Consider the following 14,879-nt stretch of genomic DNA (forward strand, 5'->3'; position numbering starts at 1 on the left):
CCTAGGCTTCCTCACGGTCTAGTTCGTCGACAAGAATGGCTTGCTGTTCCGCAAGCTGCTGGCTCTTGGCCGAGTACACATGCTCGAACAGCTCGCGTGGATCGGTGTTAGCTTCCTGGTTCATGCCATCGCGCAGGGTCTTGGCAACGGCTTCGGCATCCGCAGTGATCTTGGCGACGGTCTCATCGGTCAACAGTCCTGCATCATCCAGGTATGCCTTCATTCGGGTCACCGGATCCTTGGCGATCCATTCCTGGACTTCGGAGTCCTCGCGGTAGCGCTTGTCGTCATCGGCATTGGTGTGCGCCTGCATGCGGTAGGTGTGGGCCTCGATCAGCAGCGGGCCGTTGCCCTCGCGGGCCATGCGCACCGCGCGGGTCATGATGGCCATCAAGGCCATCAAGTCGTTGCCATCCACGCGCTCGCCGGCCATGCCGTAGCCGACAGCCTTGTGAGCCAAGGATGGGGCTGCGCTCTGCTGCGAGAGCGGAACCGAGATGGCGTACTTGTTGTTCTGCACGAAGAAGATCACCGGCAGGTTGAAGACCGCTGCGAAATTCAGCGCTTCGTGGAAGTCGCCCTCGCTCGTGGCGCCATCGCCGCACATCGCCACGACAACGGTGTCTTCGCCGCGCAGCTTGGCAGCGTGTGCAACACCCACTGCGTGCAGCAGCTGGGTGGTGAGCGGAGTGGACATCGGTGCGCAGTTATAGGCCTTCGGGTCATAGCCGCAGTGCCATTCGCCGCGGAAACTGGTCATGACTTCCATCGGTGCAACGCCTTTGGTCAGCACCGCTACGGTGTCGCGATAGGTCGGGAAGAGCCAGTCGTTCTCGCCCAGGCACAATGCCGCCGCGATCTGGCAGGCTTCCTGTCCATGGCTGGAGGGATAGACCGCCATGCGGCCCTGGCGGACCAGCGCGGAGTTCTGGTCGTTGACACGTCGGCCGGTGACCAGGGCAGCGTAGGCTTCGAGCAGCCGGGCCGGGCTCGGCAGCGGGTACTCGTGGCCCGGCTCAGTGCCTTGCTGATCCTCTGGGCGCAGGGTTCCGTCCGGGTTCAACAGGTTGATCATGTGGCGTGCTGGCAGCATGTAGTCCTCAGGGGTAATCCCGAATTTCTTGCTGACCTCAGAGATGCGATCCGCATGCGCTTCAGTGCTCATGTTCTCCCACCTTTCGTGGTTCTGGCTGGTCCATGAGCACAACCCCTTGTGACTCACTTCACCTAAACATCATTTGCAATCAATTATGGGTATGAGTGGCATTCTGTATCCAGTCCGGCGGGGAATCGTGGAAAGTTGCGAATAGTATCCGTATACTCGTAGACGAAAAGTGTCAATAGATTGTGTTTGGAATAGAGACGTCCGGCACGTCAACAAGGAGAATCAATGGCCGCGGAAGCGGAGCTAAAACTCGATGATGTCGATCATGCGATCCTCGCGGAGCTGACCAGCGACGGACGCCAGTCGGTCACCACCGTGGCGCAAAAGGTGCACGTATCGCGGGCCCACGCCTACTCACGTATCGCAAAGCTCCAGGATTCCGGGGTGATTACCCGGTATACGGCGGTCATTGATCCAGTCAAGGCCGGGCTCAAGGCCAGCGCCTATGTGACATTGAAGCTCCGCCAGCATTCCTGGCGCGAGTTGCGTGACCATCTGGCGTCGATTCCCGAGGTGCACCATGTGGGCCTGGTCGGCGGCAACTTCGACGTGATCCTGCTGGTTCGTGCCAAAGACAATTTGGACTTGCGCCGTGTGGTCTTTGAGCAATTGCAGTCATTGCCAACGGTCCTGGATACGCAGACCCTGCTGATCTTCGAAGACACCGACACCCGATAGCCGGCACGTTTAAAACACGAGAAGAGCACCTGGAGGCCATCCAGGTGCTCTTCTCGTGTTCGTTGGGAAACTACTTCTTGCCGGTGAACACCGGCTTGCGCTTTTCCTGGAATGACTTGAATCCCTCGGCGTAATCAGCGGTGTCGCACAAGGCTGCCTGCGCCCGGTTTTCGGTGCGCATTGAATTCCACAGGCCCACCCGCTGGTCGCGGATTTCCGCCACGAGCTGCTTGGATGCAACGAACGCCTGGGTGGCCCCCTGTGCCACCCTGGCGATGATCTCCTCGCCACGCTCGGCCAATTCCTCGGCCGGGAAGGCGCGGGAGAACAGGCCAGAACGCACAGCTTCGGCACCGGAAATCAGCTCAGCGGTGTAGATCATGTCCAGCGTGCGGTGAGCCCCGAGGCGCTCGGTGAACAGCCAGTGTCCTCCGGAGTCCAAGGTCGCGCCCAGGTTGGCGAACGGCGAGCCGATCTTGGCGCTCTCCGCCACGTACACCACGTCGGTGGCCACGGCCAGGCCAAGGCCGACGCCCAGGCAGGCACCCTGCACCAGGGCGAAGGTGGGAGCAGGGAAGCTGGACATCTTTTCCAGCAGCGGTTGCACCTTGCCTTCAAGGTAGCCGATGACGTCGTCATCTGCCGGGTTGACCCCTGAGATGTCGCGTCCGGCACAGAAGCCGCGGCCTTCGCCGGATAGCACCAGGGCCCGGACCTCTCCGGTTTCCACGGCCGCTGCGGCCTTGTCATAGGCCTCGGACAACTCGGCCAATGCAGCCTCATCCAGTGAATTCATCTTCTGCGGCGCATCGAGCACCACCCGTGCGATGGAATCGGCAATCGTCAGTTCGATCATGAAGTCTTCCTGCCTGAACTAGGCGTCGAAGTCGACGCTGAGCTTTTCGGTGGTCGGGTGCGACTGGCAGGTCAGCACGTAGCCTGCCTCGACCTCGTCCGGTTCCAGCGCGTAGTTCTCGGCCATGGTGACCGAACCGCTGGTGACCTTGGCGCGGCAGGTGCCGCACACGCCGCCCGCACAGGCGAACGGAACGTCCGGCCGGACGCGCAGTGCGGCGTTCAGCACGGTTTCGTTGGCGCGCACCGGTGACTTGACTTCGCCCTTAAGGCCATCGAGGTTGAAGCTGATCTCATAGCTTTCCTCGTTCTCGTCCACCTCGACCGGGCGGCCGATATGCCCTTGCGGCTTGGTCGGCTCACCGGTGGTGAACAACTCGAAACGGACCTTTTCCGCGGGAACGTTCAGGCTGGATAGCTGGTCGCGGACCAGCTGAACGAGCTCGAAGGGGCCGCAGAGGAACCATTCGTCCACGTTCGGCGCCTGGACCACGTTGGTCAGCAACGTGGTGAGCTTCTCTGCGTCGATGCGGCCGGAGAGCAGCGGCGAGATGCGCTGTTCGCGGCTGAGCACGTGGTGCAGCGCCAGACGCGATGGATAGCGGTCCTTCAGGTCAGCCAATTCCTCAAGGAACATGACGTCCATGGCTGCCTTGTTCGCGTAGATCAGGTCGAAGCGGGTGTGGTCATTGGCTTCCAGGATCGTGCGGGCGATGGCCAGCACCGGGGTGATGCCGGAGCCGGCGGCCACGGCCACGAAGCGGTCTTGGGCTTTGGTGTCGATGGTCGATGGATCGTTGATCTCCGTGAGCTTGTGCTTGGAAATGAAAGCACCAGCGGGGCTCATCACATCGATCTGGTCGCCCGCAGCCAGGGATTCGTTGGCCCAGGTGGAGAACAGGCCTCCGAGGTCGCGCTTGATCGCTACCTTGATCTCATCCCCGGTTGGAGCGGCGCAAATGGAATAGGAGCGGCGCAGCTCGACGAGTTCGCCCTCGGCGTTGGGAATTTCCTTGCGCAGTGCCACGTATTGGCCTGCAACGTAGTCGTATTCCTCGCTCAGTTCCGCGGGAATGGCGAAAGTGACTTCGATTGAGTCCTTGGTCAGCCGGCGCACGTTCGAGACGGTGAGCCGATGGAAGGACGCCCGGCGTCGGGTGGGTGTGGTTTGTTCGGTCATGAGAGCACCTTGAAGTAGTCGAAGGGTTCCAAGCAGTCTTTGCAGGTGTAGAGCGCCTTGCAGGAAGTCGAGGCGAAGCGGGCCAGCTCGCGCGTGTTCAGCGAGTGGCACCGCGGGCACTTCACGCTCATGCCGAGGGTGACGCGGCCTGCATGGCCCTTGCCGGTGGGTGGAGCGATCCCGTACTCTTCGAGCTTGCTCTTCCCCTCCTCGGTCATCCAATCAGTTGACCACGCTGGGGTCAGCACCAGCTTGACGTCAACCTTTTCATATCCGGCATCGCCGAAAACGGCGTACAGGTCCTCATTGATGGCATCCATCGCCGGGCAACCTGAATAGGTTGGGGTGATGACCACCTGCACGGTTCCGTCCTCGGCCATGTCCACTTCACGAAGGATTCCCAGGTCTGCAATGGACAGCACCGGGATTTCCGGGTCGGTCACCTTCGATGCGATAGCGAACAGATCCTTGGCATCAGCGATCGTTTTGCTCAAGACTGCTTCCCCCCTTATTCGGGCAAAAGTTGCGTAATTACCAGCTGGCACCGGGGTGCTTGCGGGCGAGAACTTGCATCTCCGCCAACAAGTAGCCCAGGTGTTCGGAGTGCTCGCCACGGCGGCCGTAGGCCATGGCCTGACCGGTGGAAGGAATCTCCAAGCCGGCTGCGTCCAGTACCGCGGTGATTTCTTCTTCCCACGCGGAGCGCAGGGTGGAAGGCAGCACGGCAATGCCCTGAAGGTTCTGGTGAACTTCTTCATCGCGGAACATCTCATCGACGTATGGCCACAGGATTTCCAGGGCGTGGCGCATCTTGGCGGCCGATTCCTCGGTGCCCTGACCCAGGCGGATGGTCCACTGGATGGCGTGGTCGCGGTGGTAGTCGACTTCCTTGACTGCCTTGGCCGAGATGGCGGCCAGGGTTTCGTCCTTGGATTCGGTCAGCTGCTTGTACAGCAGGTTCTGGAAGATCGAGACGATCAGCTGGCGGATGATGGTGACGCCGAAGTGGCCGTTGGGCTGCTCGACGATCCACAGCGAGGTGAATTCCTCTTCCTCGCGCCAGTAGGCTAGATCGTCTTCGGTCTTGTCCCACGCCAGCCCGGCGTAGGTAAGGAAGGAGCGGGCGTGGCCCAGGACATCCAGTGCAATGTTGCCCAGGGCAACGTCTTCTTCCAGTTCGGGAGCGCGGGAAATCCAGTGCGACATGCGCTGCGCCAGGATGAGGGCATCATCGCCCAGAGTCAGTGCATACTGCGCAACTTCTTCGCTCGGCTTGACGCCGTCCACAGCGATGTCTTCCGGACGCAAGGCGTTGCCCGGGGTGACGCGGGTGGCCGAGGCCAGCGCATCACCGAAGCTGTCGAGGGCTTCGTCGAGTTCTTCGTGCTTCACAGGTGCTTCACTCCCTCACTGGCCTTGTAATAGGTCGCGTGGCGGTAGTCCTTGCCCTGAGGGGATTCGAAGAAGGCGTCCTTCTCATCAGGGTCGGAGCTGATGATGTCGGTGGACTTCACAACCCACAGAGACACGCCTTCGTTGCGTCGGGTGTACAGATCACGGGCGTTGCGCACGGCCATCTGGGCATCCGGTGCATGCAGGGATCCGGCGTGGACGTGCGAGAGTCCGCGGGATGAACGGACAAATACTTCCCACAGGGGCCAATTGCTCTGTTGGCTCATGCTAGGCAACCTCACTTTGTGCTTGTTTTGCTGCGTATGCTGCGGCGGCTTCACGGACCCAGGCGCCCTCGCGGTGCGCTTCGCGTCGGCGTTCCATGCGCTGCGCGTTCACTGGGCCGTTGCCCTTGATGACTGCCATGAATTCGTCCCAGTTCAGATCCTTGTGGATCCACTGCTTCTTTTCTTCATCGAAGTGCAGCTCGGGGTCTGGCAGGGTCAGGCCGAGAACCTTGACCTGTTCGGCGATCATGCCGACGAAACGCTGGCGCAGTTCGTCGTTGGAGAAGCGCTTGATCTTCCAGGCCATGGACTGCTGGGAGTTCGGCGACTGCTCGTCTGGCGGGCCGAACATCATCAGGGCTGGCTCGTAGAAGCGGTTGATGGCATCCTGCGCCATCTTCTTCTGCGCATCGGTGCCGCGCGAGAGCGAGAGCAAGATCTCGAAGCCCTGGCGCTGGTGGAAGGATTCTTCTTTGCACACGCGGACCATGGCGCGACCGTAGGGGCCGTAGGAAGCACGGCACAGCGGAACCTGGTTGGCGATCGCCGCCCCATCGACCAGCCAGCCGATAGCGCCCATGTCCGCCCACGTGCGTGCGGGGTAGTTGAAGATCGAGGAGTACTTGGCCTTGCCGGAGAGTAGCTGCTCGTTGTACTCGTCGCGGGTGGTGCCCAAGGTCTCGGCGGCCGAATAGAGGTAGAGGCCGTGACCGGCTTCGTCCTGCACCTTGGCCATCAGAATGGACTTGCGCTTCAGCGATGGAGCGCGGGTAATCCAGTTCGCTTCAGGCTGCATGCCGATGATTTCGGAGTGCGCGTGCTGCGAGATCTGGCGGCTGAGGGTCTTGCGGTACTTCTCAGGCATCCAATCGCGTGGCTCGACGCGGGAGTCCTGATCGATCAAGGCGTCGAAACGCTCTTGGGACTGCTCTTCTTCGTAGCTCGGGACGGCACTCAGTCCCGGCTCCTGCGGTGTGGTCGGGGCCATGGGTTCACCTCATCGAAAACAAATTACATACTGACCGTTCGTTCAGTATGTCAGAGTGCGCTCGATCACGTCAACATGAACCCGCCTCCAGGCGCAACAAAACCCCGGGAAAGATTTCCCGGGGTTTGCGAAAGCTGGCGCTTAGGCGTTGACGAGCGCTTTGCCCGCCTTCGTGCCCTTGAAGATCAGCGCATCAAGCGAGATCCGGCCAGGGCCCACCAGAAGCAGCGCCAGTGCGCCGGCAGCCAGTGCCAAGACAAGCTCGAAGCCGCGATTTTCCACGAAGACTCCATCTGCAGCGTGAACCATGAACAGCGCGACGATCATCTGCACCCCCAATAGGCCTGCGAACACGCGGGTAAGCAGGCCGAGGATAATCGCGGCACCGCCAGCGATCTCCAAGGTTGCAGCCACCGGGGCAAGTAGGTTGGCGGCAGGAACACCCATTTGGCCAAAGGCCGCGATGGTTCCCTCGATGGTGAACTGGAAGTACTTCTGCCAGCCGTGGGCCAGGAAGAGGAAACCGAAAGCCAAGCGAAGCAGGATGCGGGCAGCGGTCTGCAGGCCTGCGTTATTTTCCAGAGCGGGCATTAGTGGACTCCTAATGGTTGAGATGCAGGGACAAGTCCCGTTCAGTTACTGCCCCAACCCTATTGGAAAATTAGTTGAAACTTCAATAATATGAGGGAATTTGCCACGGAAGAGCTTAGTCACGAAAAACCGTGCTGCCCGTAACCAGATGCAACTAGTTGCGGACAGCACGGTTTCCGGCTGGCTGTGCGGCTGCTGCCTAGAGGACCTTGGACAAGAAGTCCTGGGTGCGCGCCTGCTGCGGATTGCCGAACAGCTGTTCAGGCTCGCCCTGCTCGCAGACAACTCCGTCAGCCATGAAGACCACCCGGTCGGCTACTTCACGTGCGAAGCCCATCTCGTGCGTCACCAGGACCATGGTCATTCCGCTATCGGCGAGCTCCTTGATGACCTGCAGCACTTCGCCGACCATCTCGGGATCCAGAGCGCTGGTCGCCTCGTCAAAGAGCATGATGCCCGGAGCCATGGCCAGCGCGCGGGCGATTGCCACACGCTGCTTCTGGCCGCCGGAGAGCGAGGCCGGACGGGCGTTGGCCTTCTCGCGCAGGCCCACGCGTTCCAAGAGCTCCAGGGCACGCTCCCGGGCTTCGGCCTTGCCCATCTTCTTGAGCTCGACCGGAGCCAGCATGATGTTCTCTGCAACGCTCATATGTGGGAACAGGTTGAAGTGCTGGAACACCATGCCCACATGGCGGCGCACCTCGTTGATGTCCACCTTCGGATCGGTGACATCGAAGCCGTCGACAACCACCTTGCCTGAGGTAATGTCCTCGAGCTTGTTCAGGCAACGCAGCAAGGTGGACTTGCCGGACCCGGACGGTCCGATCACGCACACCACTTCGCCTTCGCGCACGTCCATGTCGATGCCCTTGAGCACATTGTTGGATCCGAAGGACTTATGCAGGTCTTTGACCTGGATCTTCACGTTGTCGCTTTGCACGGTTGAGGTGTTCACTTGTTGAACCTCCGATCGGCATAATTTGCCAACTTGGTCAGCGCCATGATGGCGATGAAGTAGATGATGCCGACGATCAGCAGGGTTTCAGTGACACGGAAGTTCGCCGCGTAGATCTGCTGGCCCTGGTAGAGCAGCTCGGTGAAGCCGATAGCCAGCAGCAGCGAGGAGTCCTTCAGGCTGATGATCAGCTGGTTGATCAGCGACGGGGTCATCATCTTGAAGGCCTGCGGGATCACGACCTTCTGCATCGACTTTCCGTAGCCCAAGCCCAGCGAACGGGACGCTTCGAGCTGGCCTGGATCCACCGACTGGATACCACCGCGAACAATTTCGGCGACATAGGCGCCGGCGTTCAACGACAGCGTCAGCACACCAGCGGTCCAGACGCTGATCTCCCAGCCGGTCACCTGCGGAAGGCCGAAGTAGAACATGAATGCCCAGAGCAGCAGCGGGGTGCCGCGGAAGATGTTCACGAAGGTCGTGGCGATGCCGCGCAGCACGATGTTCCCGGAGATCTTCATAAATCCGAAGATCAGGCCCAACGCCATGGCGATGGCAAAGGAAATCGCTGTCACCAGCAGGGTGTGCCACAAACCGGTCATCAACGCCGGCATGGACTTGACCAGCAGATCGAAGAAGTTGCTCGGTTGCGCCGCGGTCGGATCGGCAAGGTAGGAGTCCAGGATCTGCTGGTACTCTCCGCTGGCCTTCAGCTCGGCCAGCCCATCATTGAAGGCCGCCAGCAGCGCGGTGTTCTCACCCTTGTTCACGGCGAAGCCGTAGGAACCGCCAGGAACCTTGTCGGTGACGGTCTTCAGGCCATTGCCCTGGGCGATGCCGTAGGCCAGCACCGGGTAGTCATCGAAAACGGCAACGGCGGAGCCGGCCTTGACCGATTCGTACATGGTGGCTGACTGGTCCAGGGACTTGACCTGGAAGCCGTATTCCTTGGCAATGGACTTGGCGTAGGTCTCGCCCTCGGCGCCGGTCTTGGCGACAACGGTCTTGCCTTTCAAGTCCTCGTAGCTGGTGATCTCGTCATTGTTCGCTGCGACAGCCATCTGGACGCCGGACTCGAAGTAGGGCTCGGAGAAGTCGTAGATCTCCTTGCGCTCGTCGGTAATCGACATGCCGGCGATCACGCCGTCCACCTGGTTGGAGGAGAGGGCTGCCAAGGCGGCGTTGAAGCCCAAGGACCTGATTTCGACTTCAAATCCCTGGTCTTCGGCAATGGTGCGCAGCAGATCCATGTCGATACCGGTCAGCTCACCGTTCTGGCGGAACTCGAACGGCGCGAACGTCGTATCCGTGCCGATGACATAGGTTTGGCCCTCGACGCTTTCGCTGCCTTGGGCCATGGCCGATGGTGCGCCCACGACCAATGCCATCAAACCGATGGCAGCCGCGGCTATCCACCTGGCCAGGCGCCCGGCCGGGGCAGCTGTTCTTTTCTTATCCACTGATGAATCGCTTTCTCGTGCTGAAGGGCGAATGGCCCAAGGTGCAGATGATACGTTCTGCCTGCAAGCCTAGGACGAATAAAGCCTAGCCGGTACCCCACGACTCGCCTGCATTTGCATCGTTACCGGTTTGAAACCGCGGTTCTGTCCGCGCTGAGCATAGCTACCCCCGCAAGCATCGGCGGTGGGATTGAATAGTGGTATGACTCCTGAATCATTGACCGCAAATGCTCCTCGTGCCGCGAAGCTGCCCACCACCCGCAGCTTCCACGGCGACGACTTCATCGACAACTACGAATGGCTGCGCGAGAAATCCAACCCGGAGGTCATCGCCCACCTAACCGCGGAGAACGAGTACACCGACATCATTACCGCTGGCCAGCAGCCGTTGCGCGATGCCTTGTTCAGCGAGATCAAGGGCCGCACCGTTGAAACCGACCTGTCGGTTCCGGTGCGTCGTCGCGGCTGGTGGTACTTCACCCGTTCGGCCGAAGGCAAGCCCTACACGATCCAGTGCCGTGTCAAAGCCTCGGACACCGGGGACCTGGTGGCCGACTGGACTCCCCCGGTCATCGACCCGGAAACCGCGCTGCCTGCCGAAGAGGTGCTGCTCGACGGCAACGCATTGGCCGAGGGGCAGCCGTTCTTCTCGCTCGGCGGCATGGCCCTGAATGAGGACGGCAACCTGCTCGCCTACTGCGTCGACAATGCCGGCGATGAACGATTCACCCTGTTCATCAAGGACCTTGAAACCGGCAAGCTGCTGAGCGACACCATTGAAGGGGTGTTCTACGGGCTGGCCTTCTCCCCCGATTCTTCAACGATCTTCTACACGGTAGTTGACGAAACCTGGCGTCCGCACCAGATCCGCGCCCACCGGCTGGGCACCCTCCCAGCGGACGACAAGATCATTTTCGAGGAGACTGATCCAGGCATGTGGCTCGGCTTCGATCTGAGCCCGGACCGCAAGACTCTGATGATCTCCAGCGGCAACTCCGAATTCGCCGAAACCAGCATGCTGGATCTGCTCGATCCTTCGGCGGCAGTGGTCCTGCTGGTGCCGCGCAGCTTGCGCCTGCTGCACGGAATCGATTTGATGCCGGGCGCTGGCCAGGCATTGATCACCCACGACCATGAAGCACCGAACAATATGGTGTCGTTGGCGTCCGTGGACCAGCTGGGCGAGAACACCGACCCCGCCAAGTGGCGCACCGTGGTGGCCCATGAGGACACGGTCAAGATCGAAGGCACGGCAGTAACCGGTTCGCACGTGGTGCTCTCGGTTCGTCGCGACACCTGCGAGCGCGTCCAGCTGCTTGCCTTGGACGGCTTGGGCACCGAAGCCCAGCAGCCGGCCATTGAACCGGACTTCGAAGATGAGCTGTTTACCGCCTCGGCGACCTTCGCCGAATTGGAGGCGCCGTTGATCCGCATCGGCTATACCGCTGACTTCACCCCCGCACGCGTCTACGACCTGTGGCTGGAAGACCAGTCGCTGGTGCTGCGCAAGCAGACTCCGGTGAACAACTTCGACCCGGCCAACTACCTGTCCACGCGCGAATGGGCCACCGCGGCCGATGGCACCAGGATTCCCTTGACCATCATGCGCCGGGCCGACCTGGACACCTCGGTTCCCCAGCCGGTGCTGATCTACGGCTACGGTTCCTATGAGGCTTCGATGGATCCTGGTTTCGGCATTCCCCGCTTGAGCGTGCTGGATCGCGGCGTGGTCTTTGTCATCGCCCATGTGCGCGGCGGCGGGGAGCTCGGCCGCAACTGGTACCTGCAGGGCAAGAAGCTGCACAAGAAGAACACCTTCACCGACTTCATCGATTCCACCCGGTACCTGATCGATTCCGGTTGGGCCGATCCGCAGCGCATCGCCGCGCTGGGCGGTTCGGCCGGCGGACTGCTGATGGGTGCCATCGCGAATATGGCCCCGCAGCTGTATACGGCGATCATCGCCCAGGTGCCTTTCGTCGATGCGCTGACCTCCATCCTTGATCCCGAGCTGCCGCTGTCGGCCTTGGAATGGGAAGAATGGGGCAACCCGATCGAGAGCAAGGAGGTCTACCACTACATGAAGTCCTACACCCCTTACGAAAATGTCACTGCACAGGACTACCCGAAGATCGCGGCGGTCACCTCGCTGAACGACACCCGTGTACTGTACGTAGAGCCAGCCAAATGGGTGGCCAAGCTGCGTGAAATCGGCACTGGGCAGGAACCGATTGTGCTGAAGACCGAGATGGATGGCGGGCACGGCGGCGCGTCGGGGCGCTACGAGTCCTGGAAGTCCCGTGCGTGGGACTATTCCTTCGCCTTGGATGCGCTGGGATGCACTGAAGAAATCTGACAACCGGAGGAACGGCGGCCATGCGCCACATCAAGATCAAAGACCATCGTGACGATTCGTCGGTACGCCGGTTATTGGTGCTGGCCGCCGATCCCGCAGGCGAACAAGGCCTGGAAGACCTGCTTGATGAGTGCCAGGACCTGCAGGTCCTGACACATATCGCCGAGGACGGGACCATCGCAGCGCTGGCAGCCTATCGGCACAGCGATCAGTACTCGCTGTGCTTGGAATATCTTGCGGTGCTGCCCGAATTCCAGCAACGCGGGTTGGGCCGGGCCCTGGTTGAGGAACTGCGCTCGATGCACCGCAAGAACGTCTGGGCCACAACAGATGATGATGCCATCGACTTCTACCGGGCATTGGGCGGCGTGGTTTCCAATTCCGCCGAGGACCCCAGGTGGCCCGGCGTCGCGCGGTACTTGGGCACCCTTCCATATCTTCCTCTGCTGAACAACCAGCCGACGGAAGACCCGGAGTACGAGGCGGTCAATGGCCAGCTGACCCGGGGCAATATTCGCATTGTTGAGCCCTCGCCGAGCTGGCCGCAGGATTTCGAGGACTTCGCGCGCCTAATCGCTGGTGCCTTGGGCCCGCAGGCTCTGGCCATTGAGCATACTGGCTCCACGTCGGTTCCGGGGCTCCCGGCAAAACCGATTATCGATATTTCTTTGCTGGTCCCCGACGCCAATGTCGAGCCCAGCTATGTTCCGGCGCTGGAGGGTGCTGGCCTGGTGTTCTGGCATCGCGAGCCTGGCTGGTACGCGCACCGCATGTTCAAGCCGCCAGCTGGCAGCAGCATCGATGCCAATATCCACGTGTTCTCCGCCGGCAGCCCGGAGTATCTGCGCATGGTCATTTTCCGCGAACACCTCAAGGGCGATGCCGCTGACCGGCAGGCTTACGCGCAGGTCAAGCGACAGGCCGCGGCCCAGTTGCTGGCCGAGCAGGGCGAAGATGGGTTGGTCATGGATTACAACCGGATCAAGGAGCCGTTCATCTTGGCCTTGCATCACAAGCTCTTCGCCTCGTAGCTTCCAGCTTTCCGCTTCGCAACAGATCATTGTTTACCGCTATATAACTTGACTTAGCTCACATTTTGTTATTACCTAATGATCGTTCGGTAAATAAATCGGCGAAGGACAATGATGACCAATACCCAGGTAGAAGAACCAGCACCCCACGCCATTCTCCGCAATGACTACGCGACTCAATGGATGGGCATCAACGTCGTCGAAGTTCGCGAAGGGCGTGCGGTCATCACCATGGAACTGCGCCCTGAAATGCTCAACGGTTTTGGAATCGGCCACGGCGGAATGATCTTCGCTCTGGCAGACACCGCCTTTGCCTTGAGCTGCAACCCCGCAGAAGGCTCCGATGAGAGCATCACCGTCGCCTCCGGAGCAGATATCAATTTCCTTCGGCCAGCCATTCCCGGAAGAACACTCACCGCCACCGGCCAACGGGTCTCGCAGCAAGGTCGCAGCGGGATCTATGACATCACGGTGACCCAGGAATCCAGCGACGGCAGTACCGAAGTCGTAGCCGAATTCCGCGGACGTTCCCGCACCGTGCCCAAGCCGCGCTAAGGCCACCCTTCAGTTCACTCGACACGAAAGTTCCAGCATGTCTCAGACTTCCAACCGCGACGCTCTCCCCAATCCCCTGGATCCAGAAGAGACCATGAGTCGCGATGAAATTGAAGCCATCCAGCTTGAACGGCTGAAGGAAACCCTTCACCACGCCTACACCAACGTCCCGCATTACAAAGAAAAATACGATGCGGCAGGAGTCCACCCCGAGGATCTCAAGGAACTGGGCGACCTTGCGCTGTTCCCGTTCACGGACAAAGAAGATCTGCGCAAGAACTATCCCTTCGGCATGTTTGCCGTTCCGCAGCATGAAGTCGCCCGCATCCATGCTTCCTCGGGCACCACTGGACAGCCCACCGTGGTTGGCTACACCAAGAAGGACCTGGAAGACTGGGCCAAGCTCGGTGCCCGATGCCTGCGCATGGCCGGAGTCAAGCCGGGCTGGAAGGTCCACAACGCCTACGGCTATGGGCTGTTCACCGGCGGGTTGGGAGCCCACGCTGCTGCGGAACATCTTGGTGCAACGGTCATCCCCATGTCCGGAGGGCAAACCGACAAGCAGATTTCACTGATCCAGGACTTCGCCCCTGATGCGATCCTTTGCACCCCGACCTACCTGCTAACCATCGGCGATGCCATGCAGCGCAAGGGCATCGATCCGCGCAGCTCGTCACTGAAGGTCGCTGTTCTCGGCGCCGAACCATGGACCGAAGAAATGCGCCATGAACTCGAAGAGATGTTCAATATCGATGCTTGCGATATCTACGGACTCTCAGAGGTCATGGGCCCAGGTGTAGCCGGCGAATCCAATGAACGCAAAGATGGAAGTCACATCTGGGAAGACCATTTCCGTCCCGAAATCATCGACGCCTTCGATTCGAGCAAGGTCCTGGGCGATGGAGAACATGGCGAGCTGGTCTTCACCTCGCTGACCAAGCAAGCCCTGCCAATCATCCGCTACCGGACCCATGACCTGACACGCCTGATGCCTGGCAGCGTCCGCCCGGGACACCGCCGGATGGGCCGCATCACCGGGCGCAGCGATGACATGATCATTCTGCGCGGAGTCAATCTCTTCCCCAGCCAGATCGAAGAGCTGATTCTCAAGGTTCCAGGCCTCTCTCCTCACTTCCAGCTCATCCTTTCGCGCCCCGACCGCATGGATCAACTGGCAGTGAAAGTCGAACGCCGCATGGATGCGACGGCCGAGCAGGCTGAACACGCAGGGAAGGAACTGGCCAAGCTCATCAAGATCCACATCGGCTCGTCCTGCGCCATCGATGTCGTTGAGCCCGAGTCGCTGGAGCGATCAATGGGCAAGCTCAAGCGAATCTATGATCTGCGTAATCAGTAATATGCGCAGGGACATGGAATAATCGA

Annotated in this window: 15 protein-coding genes; 5 read left to right on the plus strand and 10 right to left on the minus strand. The window is 60.5% G+C overall.

What is annotated here, in order from left to right; translation table 11 throughout:
- Position 1: 1 nt before the first annotated feature.
- Positions 2-1,165 (minus strand): pyruvate dehydrogenase (acetyl-transferring) E1 component subunit alpha, encoded by a 1,164-nt coding sequence (gene pdhA, locus ACLQ8T_RS12095; RefSeq protein WP_204722681.1) that lies wholly within the window; start codon positions 1,163-1,165, stop codon positions 2-4.
- 225 nt (positions 1,166-1,390) lie between these two features.
- Here pdhA and ACLQ8T_RS12100 point away from each other — a divergent pair, with 225 nt between their 5' ends.
- A complete protein-coding gene (locus ACLQ8T_RS12100) occupies positions 1,391-1,843 on the plus strand; it encodes an Lrp/AsnC family transcriptional regulator (RefSeq protein WP_038992273.1) in 453 nt (150 codons plus the stop codon).
- A gap of 70 nt (positions 1,844-1,913) precedes the next feature.
- Here ACLQ8T_RS12100 and ACLQ8T_RS12105 read toward each other — a convergent pair whose 3' ends face one another.
- The 9 genes from ACLQ8T_RS12105 to ACLQ8T_RS12145 all read right to left on the minus strand — a co-directional run bounded on the left by ACLQ8T_RS12105 (position 1,914) and on the right by ACLQ8T_RS12145 (position 9,554).
- On the minus strand, positions 1,914-2,699 hold the full coding sequence (locus ACLQ8T_RS12105) for an enoyl-CoA hydratase/isomerase family protein (RefSeq protein ID WP_413454758.1): 786 nt from the start codon (positions 2,697-2,699) through the stop codon (positions 1,914-1,916).
- Between the two features lie 18 nt (positions 2,700-2,717).
- Complete coding sequence (gene paaE, locus ACLQ8T_RS12110) at positions 2,718-3,878, minus strand: 1,2-phenylacetyl-CoA epoxidase subunit PaaE (RefSeq protein WP_413454759.1); 1,161 nt, start codon at positions 3,876-3,878, stop codon at positions 2,718-2,720.
- On the minus strand, positions 3,875-4,372 hold the full coding sequence (gene paaD, locus ACLQ8T_RS12115; RefSeq protein WP_128471071.1) for a 1,2-phenylacetyl-CoA epoxidase subunit PaaD: 498 nt from the start codon (positions 4,370-4,372) through the stop codon (positions 3,875-3,877). The genes paaE and paaD overlap by 4 nt, the downstream gene beginning before the upstream one ends.
- A 37-nt stretch (positions 4,373-4,409) precedes the next feature.
- Positions 4,410-5,270: a 1,2-phenylacetyl-CoA epoxidase subunit PaaC gene (gene paaC / locus ACLQ8T_RS12120; RefSeq protein WP_204722684.1), complete on the minus strand. Its 861-nt coding sequence runs from the start codon at positions 5,268-5,270 to the stop codon at positions 4,410-4,412.
- Positions 5,267-5,557, minus strand: a complete 291-nt coding sequence (paaB, locus tag ACLQ8T_RS12125) for a 1,2-phenylacetyl-CoA epoxidase subunit PaaB (RefSeq protein WP_038992280.1) — start codon at positions 5,555-5,557, stop codon at positions 5,267-5,269. Before paaB ends, paaC begins: the two co-directional genes overlap by 4 nt.
- 1 nt (position 5,558) lies before the next feature.
- Positions 5,559-6,545: a 1,2-phenylacetyl-CoA epoxidase subunit PaaA gene (gene paaA / locus ACLQ8T_RS12130; protein ID WP_413454760.1), complete on the minus strand. Its 987-nt coding sequence runs from the start codon at positions 6,543-6,545 to the stop codon at positions 5,559-5,561.
- A gap of 141 nt (positions 6,546-6,686) precedes the next feature.
- The gene (locus ACLQ8T_RS12135) at positions 6,687-7,136 is read right to left on the minus strand and encodes a DoxX family protein (protein ID WP_413454761.1); all 450 of its coding nucleotides are present in this window, start codon (positions 7,134-7,136) and stop codon (positions 6,687-6,689) included.
- 199 nt (positions 7,137-7,335) lie between these two features.
- A complete protein-coding gene (locus tag ACLQ8T_RS12140; protein WP_413454762.1) occupies positions 7,336-8,091 on the minus strand; it encodes an amino acid ABC transporter ATP-binding protein in 756 nt (251 codons plus the stop codon).
- Positions 8,088-9,554 (minus strand): amino acid ABC transporter substrate-binding protein/permease, encoded by a 1,467-nt coding sequence (locus ACLQ8T_RS12145; protein ID WP_413454763.1) that lies wholly within the window; start codon positions 9,552-9,554, stop codon positions 8,088-8,090. Before ACLQ8T_RS12145 ends, ACLQ8T_RS12140 begins: the two co-directional genes overlap by 4 nt.
- Positions 9,555-9,756: 202 nt before the next feature.
- On the opposite strand from ACLQ8T_RS12145, the gene ACLQ8T_RS12150 reads away from it, so the two are divergent.
- The 4 genes from ACLQ8T_RS12150 (at position 9,757) to ACLQ8T_RS12165 (ending at position 14,853) form a co-directional block, all read left to right on the plus strand.
- On the plus strand, positions 9,757-11,910 hold the full coding sequence (locus ACLQ8T_RS12150) for a S9 family peptidase (RefSeq protein ID WP_413454764.1): 2,154 nt from the start codon (positions 9,757-9,759) through the stop codon (positions 11,908-11,910).
- A 20-nt stretch (positions 11,911-11,930) separates the two neighbouring features.
- Positions 11,931-12,941, plus strand: coding sequence for a GNAT family N-acetyltransferase (locus ACLQ8T_RS12155; protein ID WP_413454765.1), 1,011 nt, complete (start codon positions 11,931-11,933; stop codon positions 12,939-12,941).
- A gap of 114 nt (positions 12,942-13,055) precedes the next feature.
- On the plus strand, positions 13,056-13,496 hold the full coding sequence (gene paaI, locus ACLQ8T_RS12160; RefSeq protein ID WP_413454766.1) for a hydroxyphenylacetyl-CoA thioesterase PaaI: 441 nt from the start codon (positions 13,056-13,058) through the stop codon (positions 13,494-13,496).
- 37 nt (positions 13,497-13,533) lie between these two features.
- Entirely contained in the window at positions 13,534-14,853 is a 1,320-nt protein-coding gene (locus ACLQ8T_RS12165) for a phenylacetate--CoA ligase family protein (protein WP_413454767.1), read from the plus strand.
- Positions 14,854-14,879: the final 26 nt, after the last annotated feature.

Source organism: Glutamicibacter sp. FR1, assembly GCF_047300825.1.
GTDB classification, from domain to species: domain Bacteria; phylum Actinomycetota; class Actinomycetes; order Actinomycetales; family Micrococcaceae; genus Glutamicibacter; species Glutamicibacter nicotianae.

Excerpts from the sequence above, each read along its gene's own strand:
- pdhA (WP_204722681.1), bottom strand. The coding sequence starts at position 1,165 with ATGAGCACTGAAGCGCATGCGGATCGCATCTCTGAGGTCAGCAAGAAA.
- ACLQ8T_RS12100 (WP_038992273.1), top strand. The coding sequence starts at position 1,391 with ATGGCCGCGGAAGCGGAGCTAAAACTCGATGATGTCGATCATGCGATC.
- ACLQ8T_RS12105 (WP_413454758.1), bottom strand. The coding sequence starts at position 2,699 with ATGATCGAACTGACGATTGCCGATTCCATCGCACGGGTGGTGCTCGAT.
- paaE (WP_413454759.1), bottom strand. The coding sequence starts at position 3,878 with ATGACCGAACAAACCACACCCACCCGACGCCGGGCGTCCTTCCATCGG.
- paaB (WP_038992280.1), bottom strand. The coding sequence starts at position 5,557 with ATGAGCCAACAGAGCAATTGGCCCCTGTGGGAAGTATTTGTCCGTTCA.
- paaA (WP_413454760.1), bottom strand. The coding sequence starts at position 6,545 with ATGGCCCCGACCACACCGCAGGAGCCGGGACTGAGTGCCGTCCCGAGC.
- ACLQ8T_RS12135 (WP_413454761.1), bottom strand. The coding sequence starts at position 7,136 with ATGCCCGCTCTGGAAAATAACGCAGGCCTGCAGACCGCTGCCCGCATC.
- ACLQ8T_RS12150 (WP_413454764.1), top strand. The coding sequence starts at position 9,757 with ATGACTCCTGAATCATTGACCGCAAATGCTCCTCGTGCCGCGAAGCTG.
- ACLQ8T_RS12155 (WP_413454765.1), top strand. The coding sequence starts at position 11,931 with ATGCGCCACATCAAGATCAAAGACCATCGTGACGATTCGTCGGTACGC.
- paaI (WP_413454766.1), top strand. The coding sequence starts at position 13,056 with ATGACCAATACCCAGGTAGAAGAACCAGCACCCCACGCCATTCTCCGC.
- ACLQ8T_RS12165 (WP_413454767.1), top strand. The coding sequence starts at position 13,534 with ATGTCTCAGACTTCCAACCGCGACGCTCTCCCCAATCCCCTGGATCCA.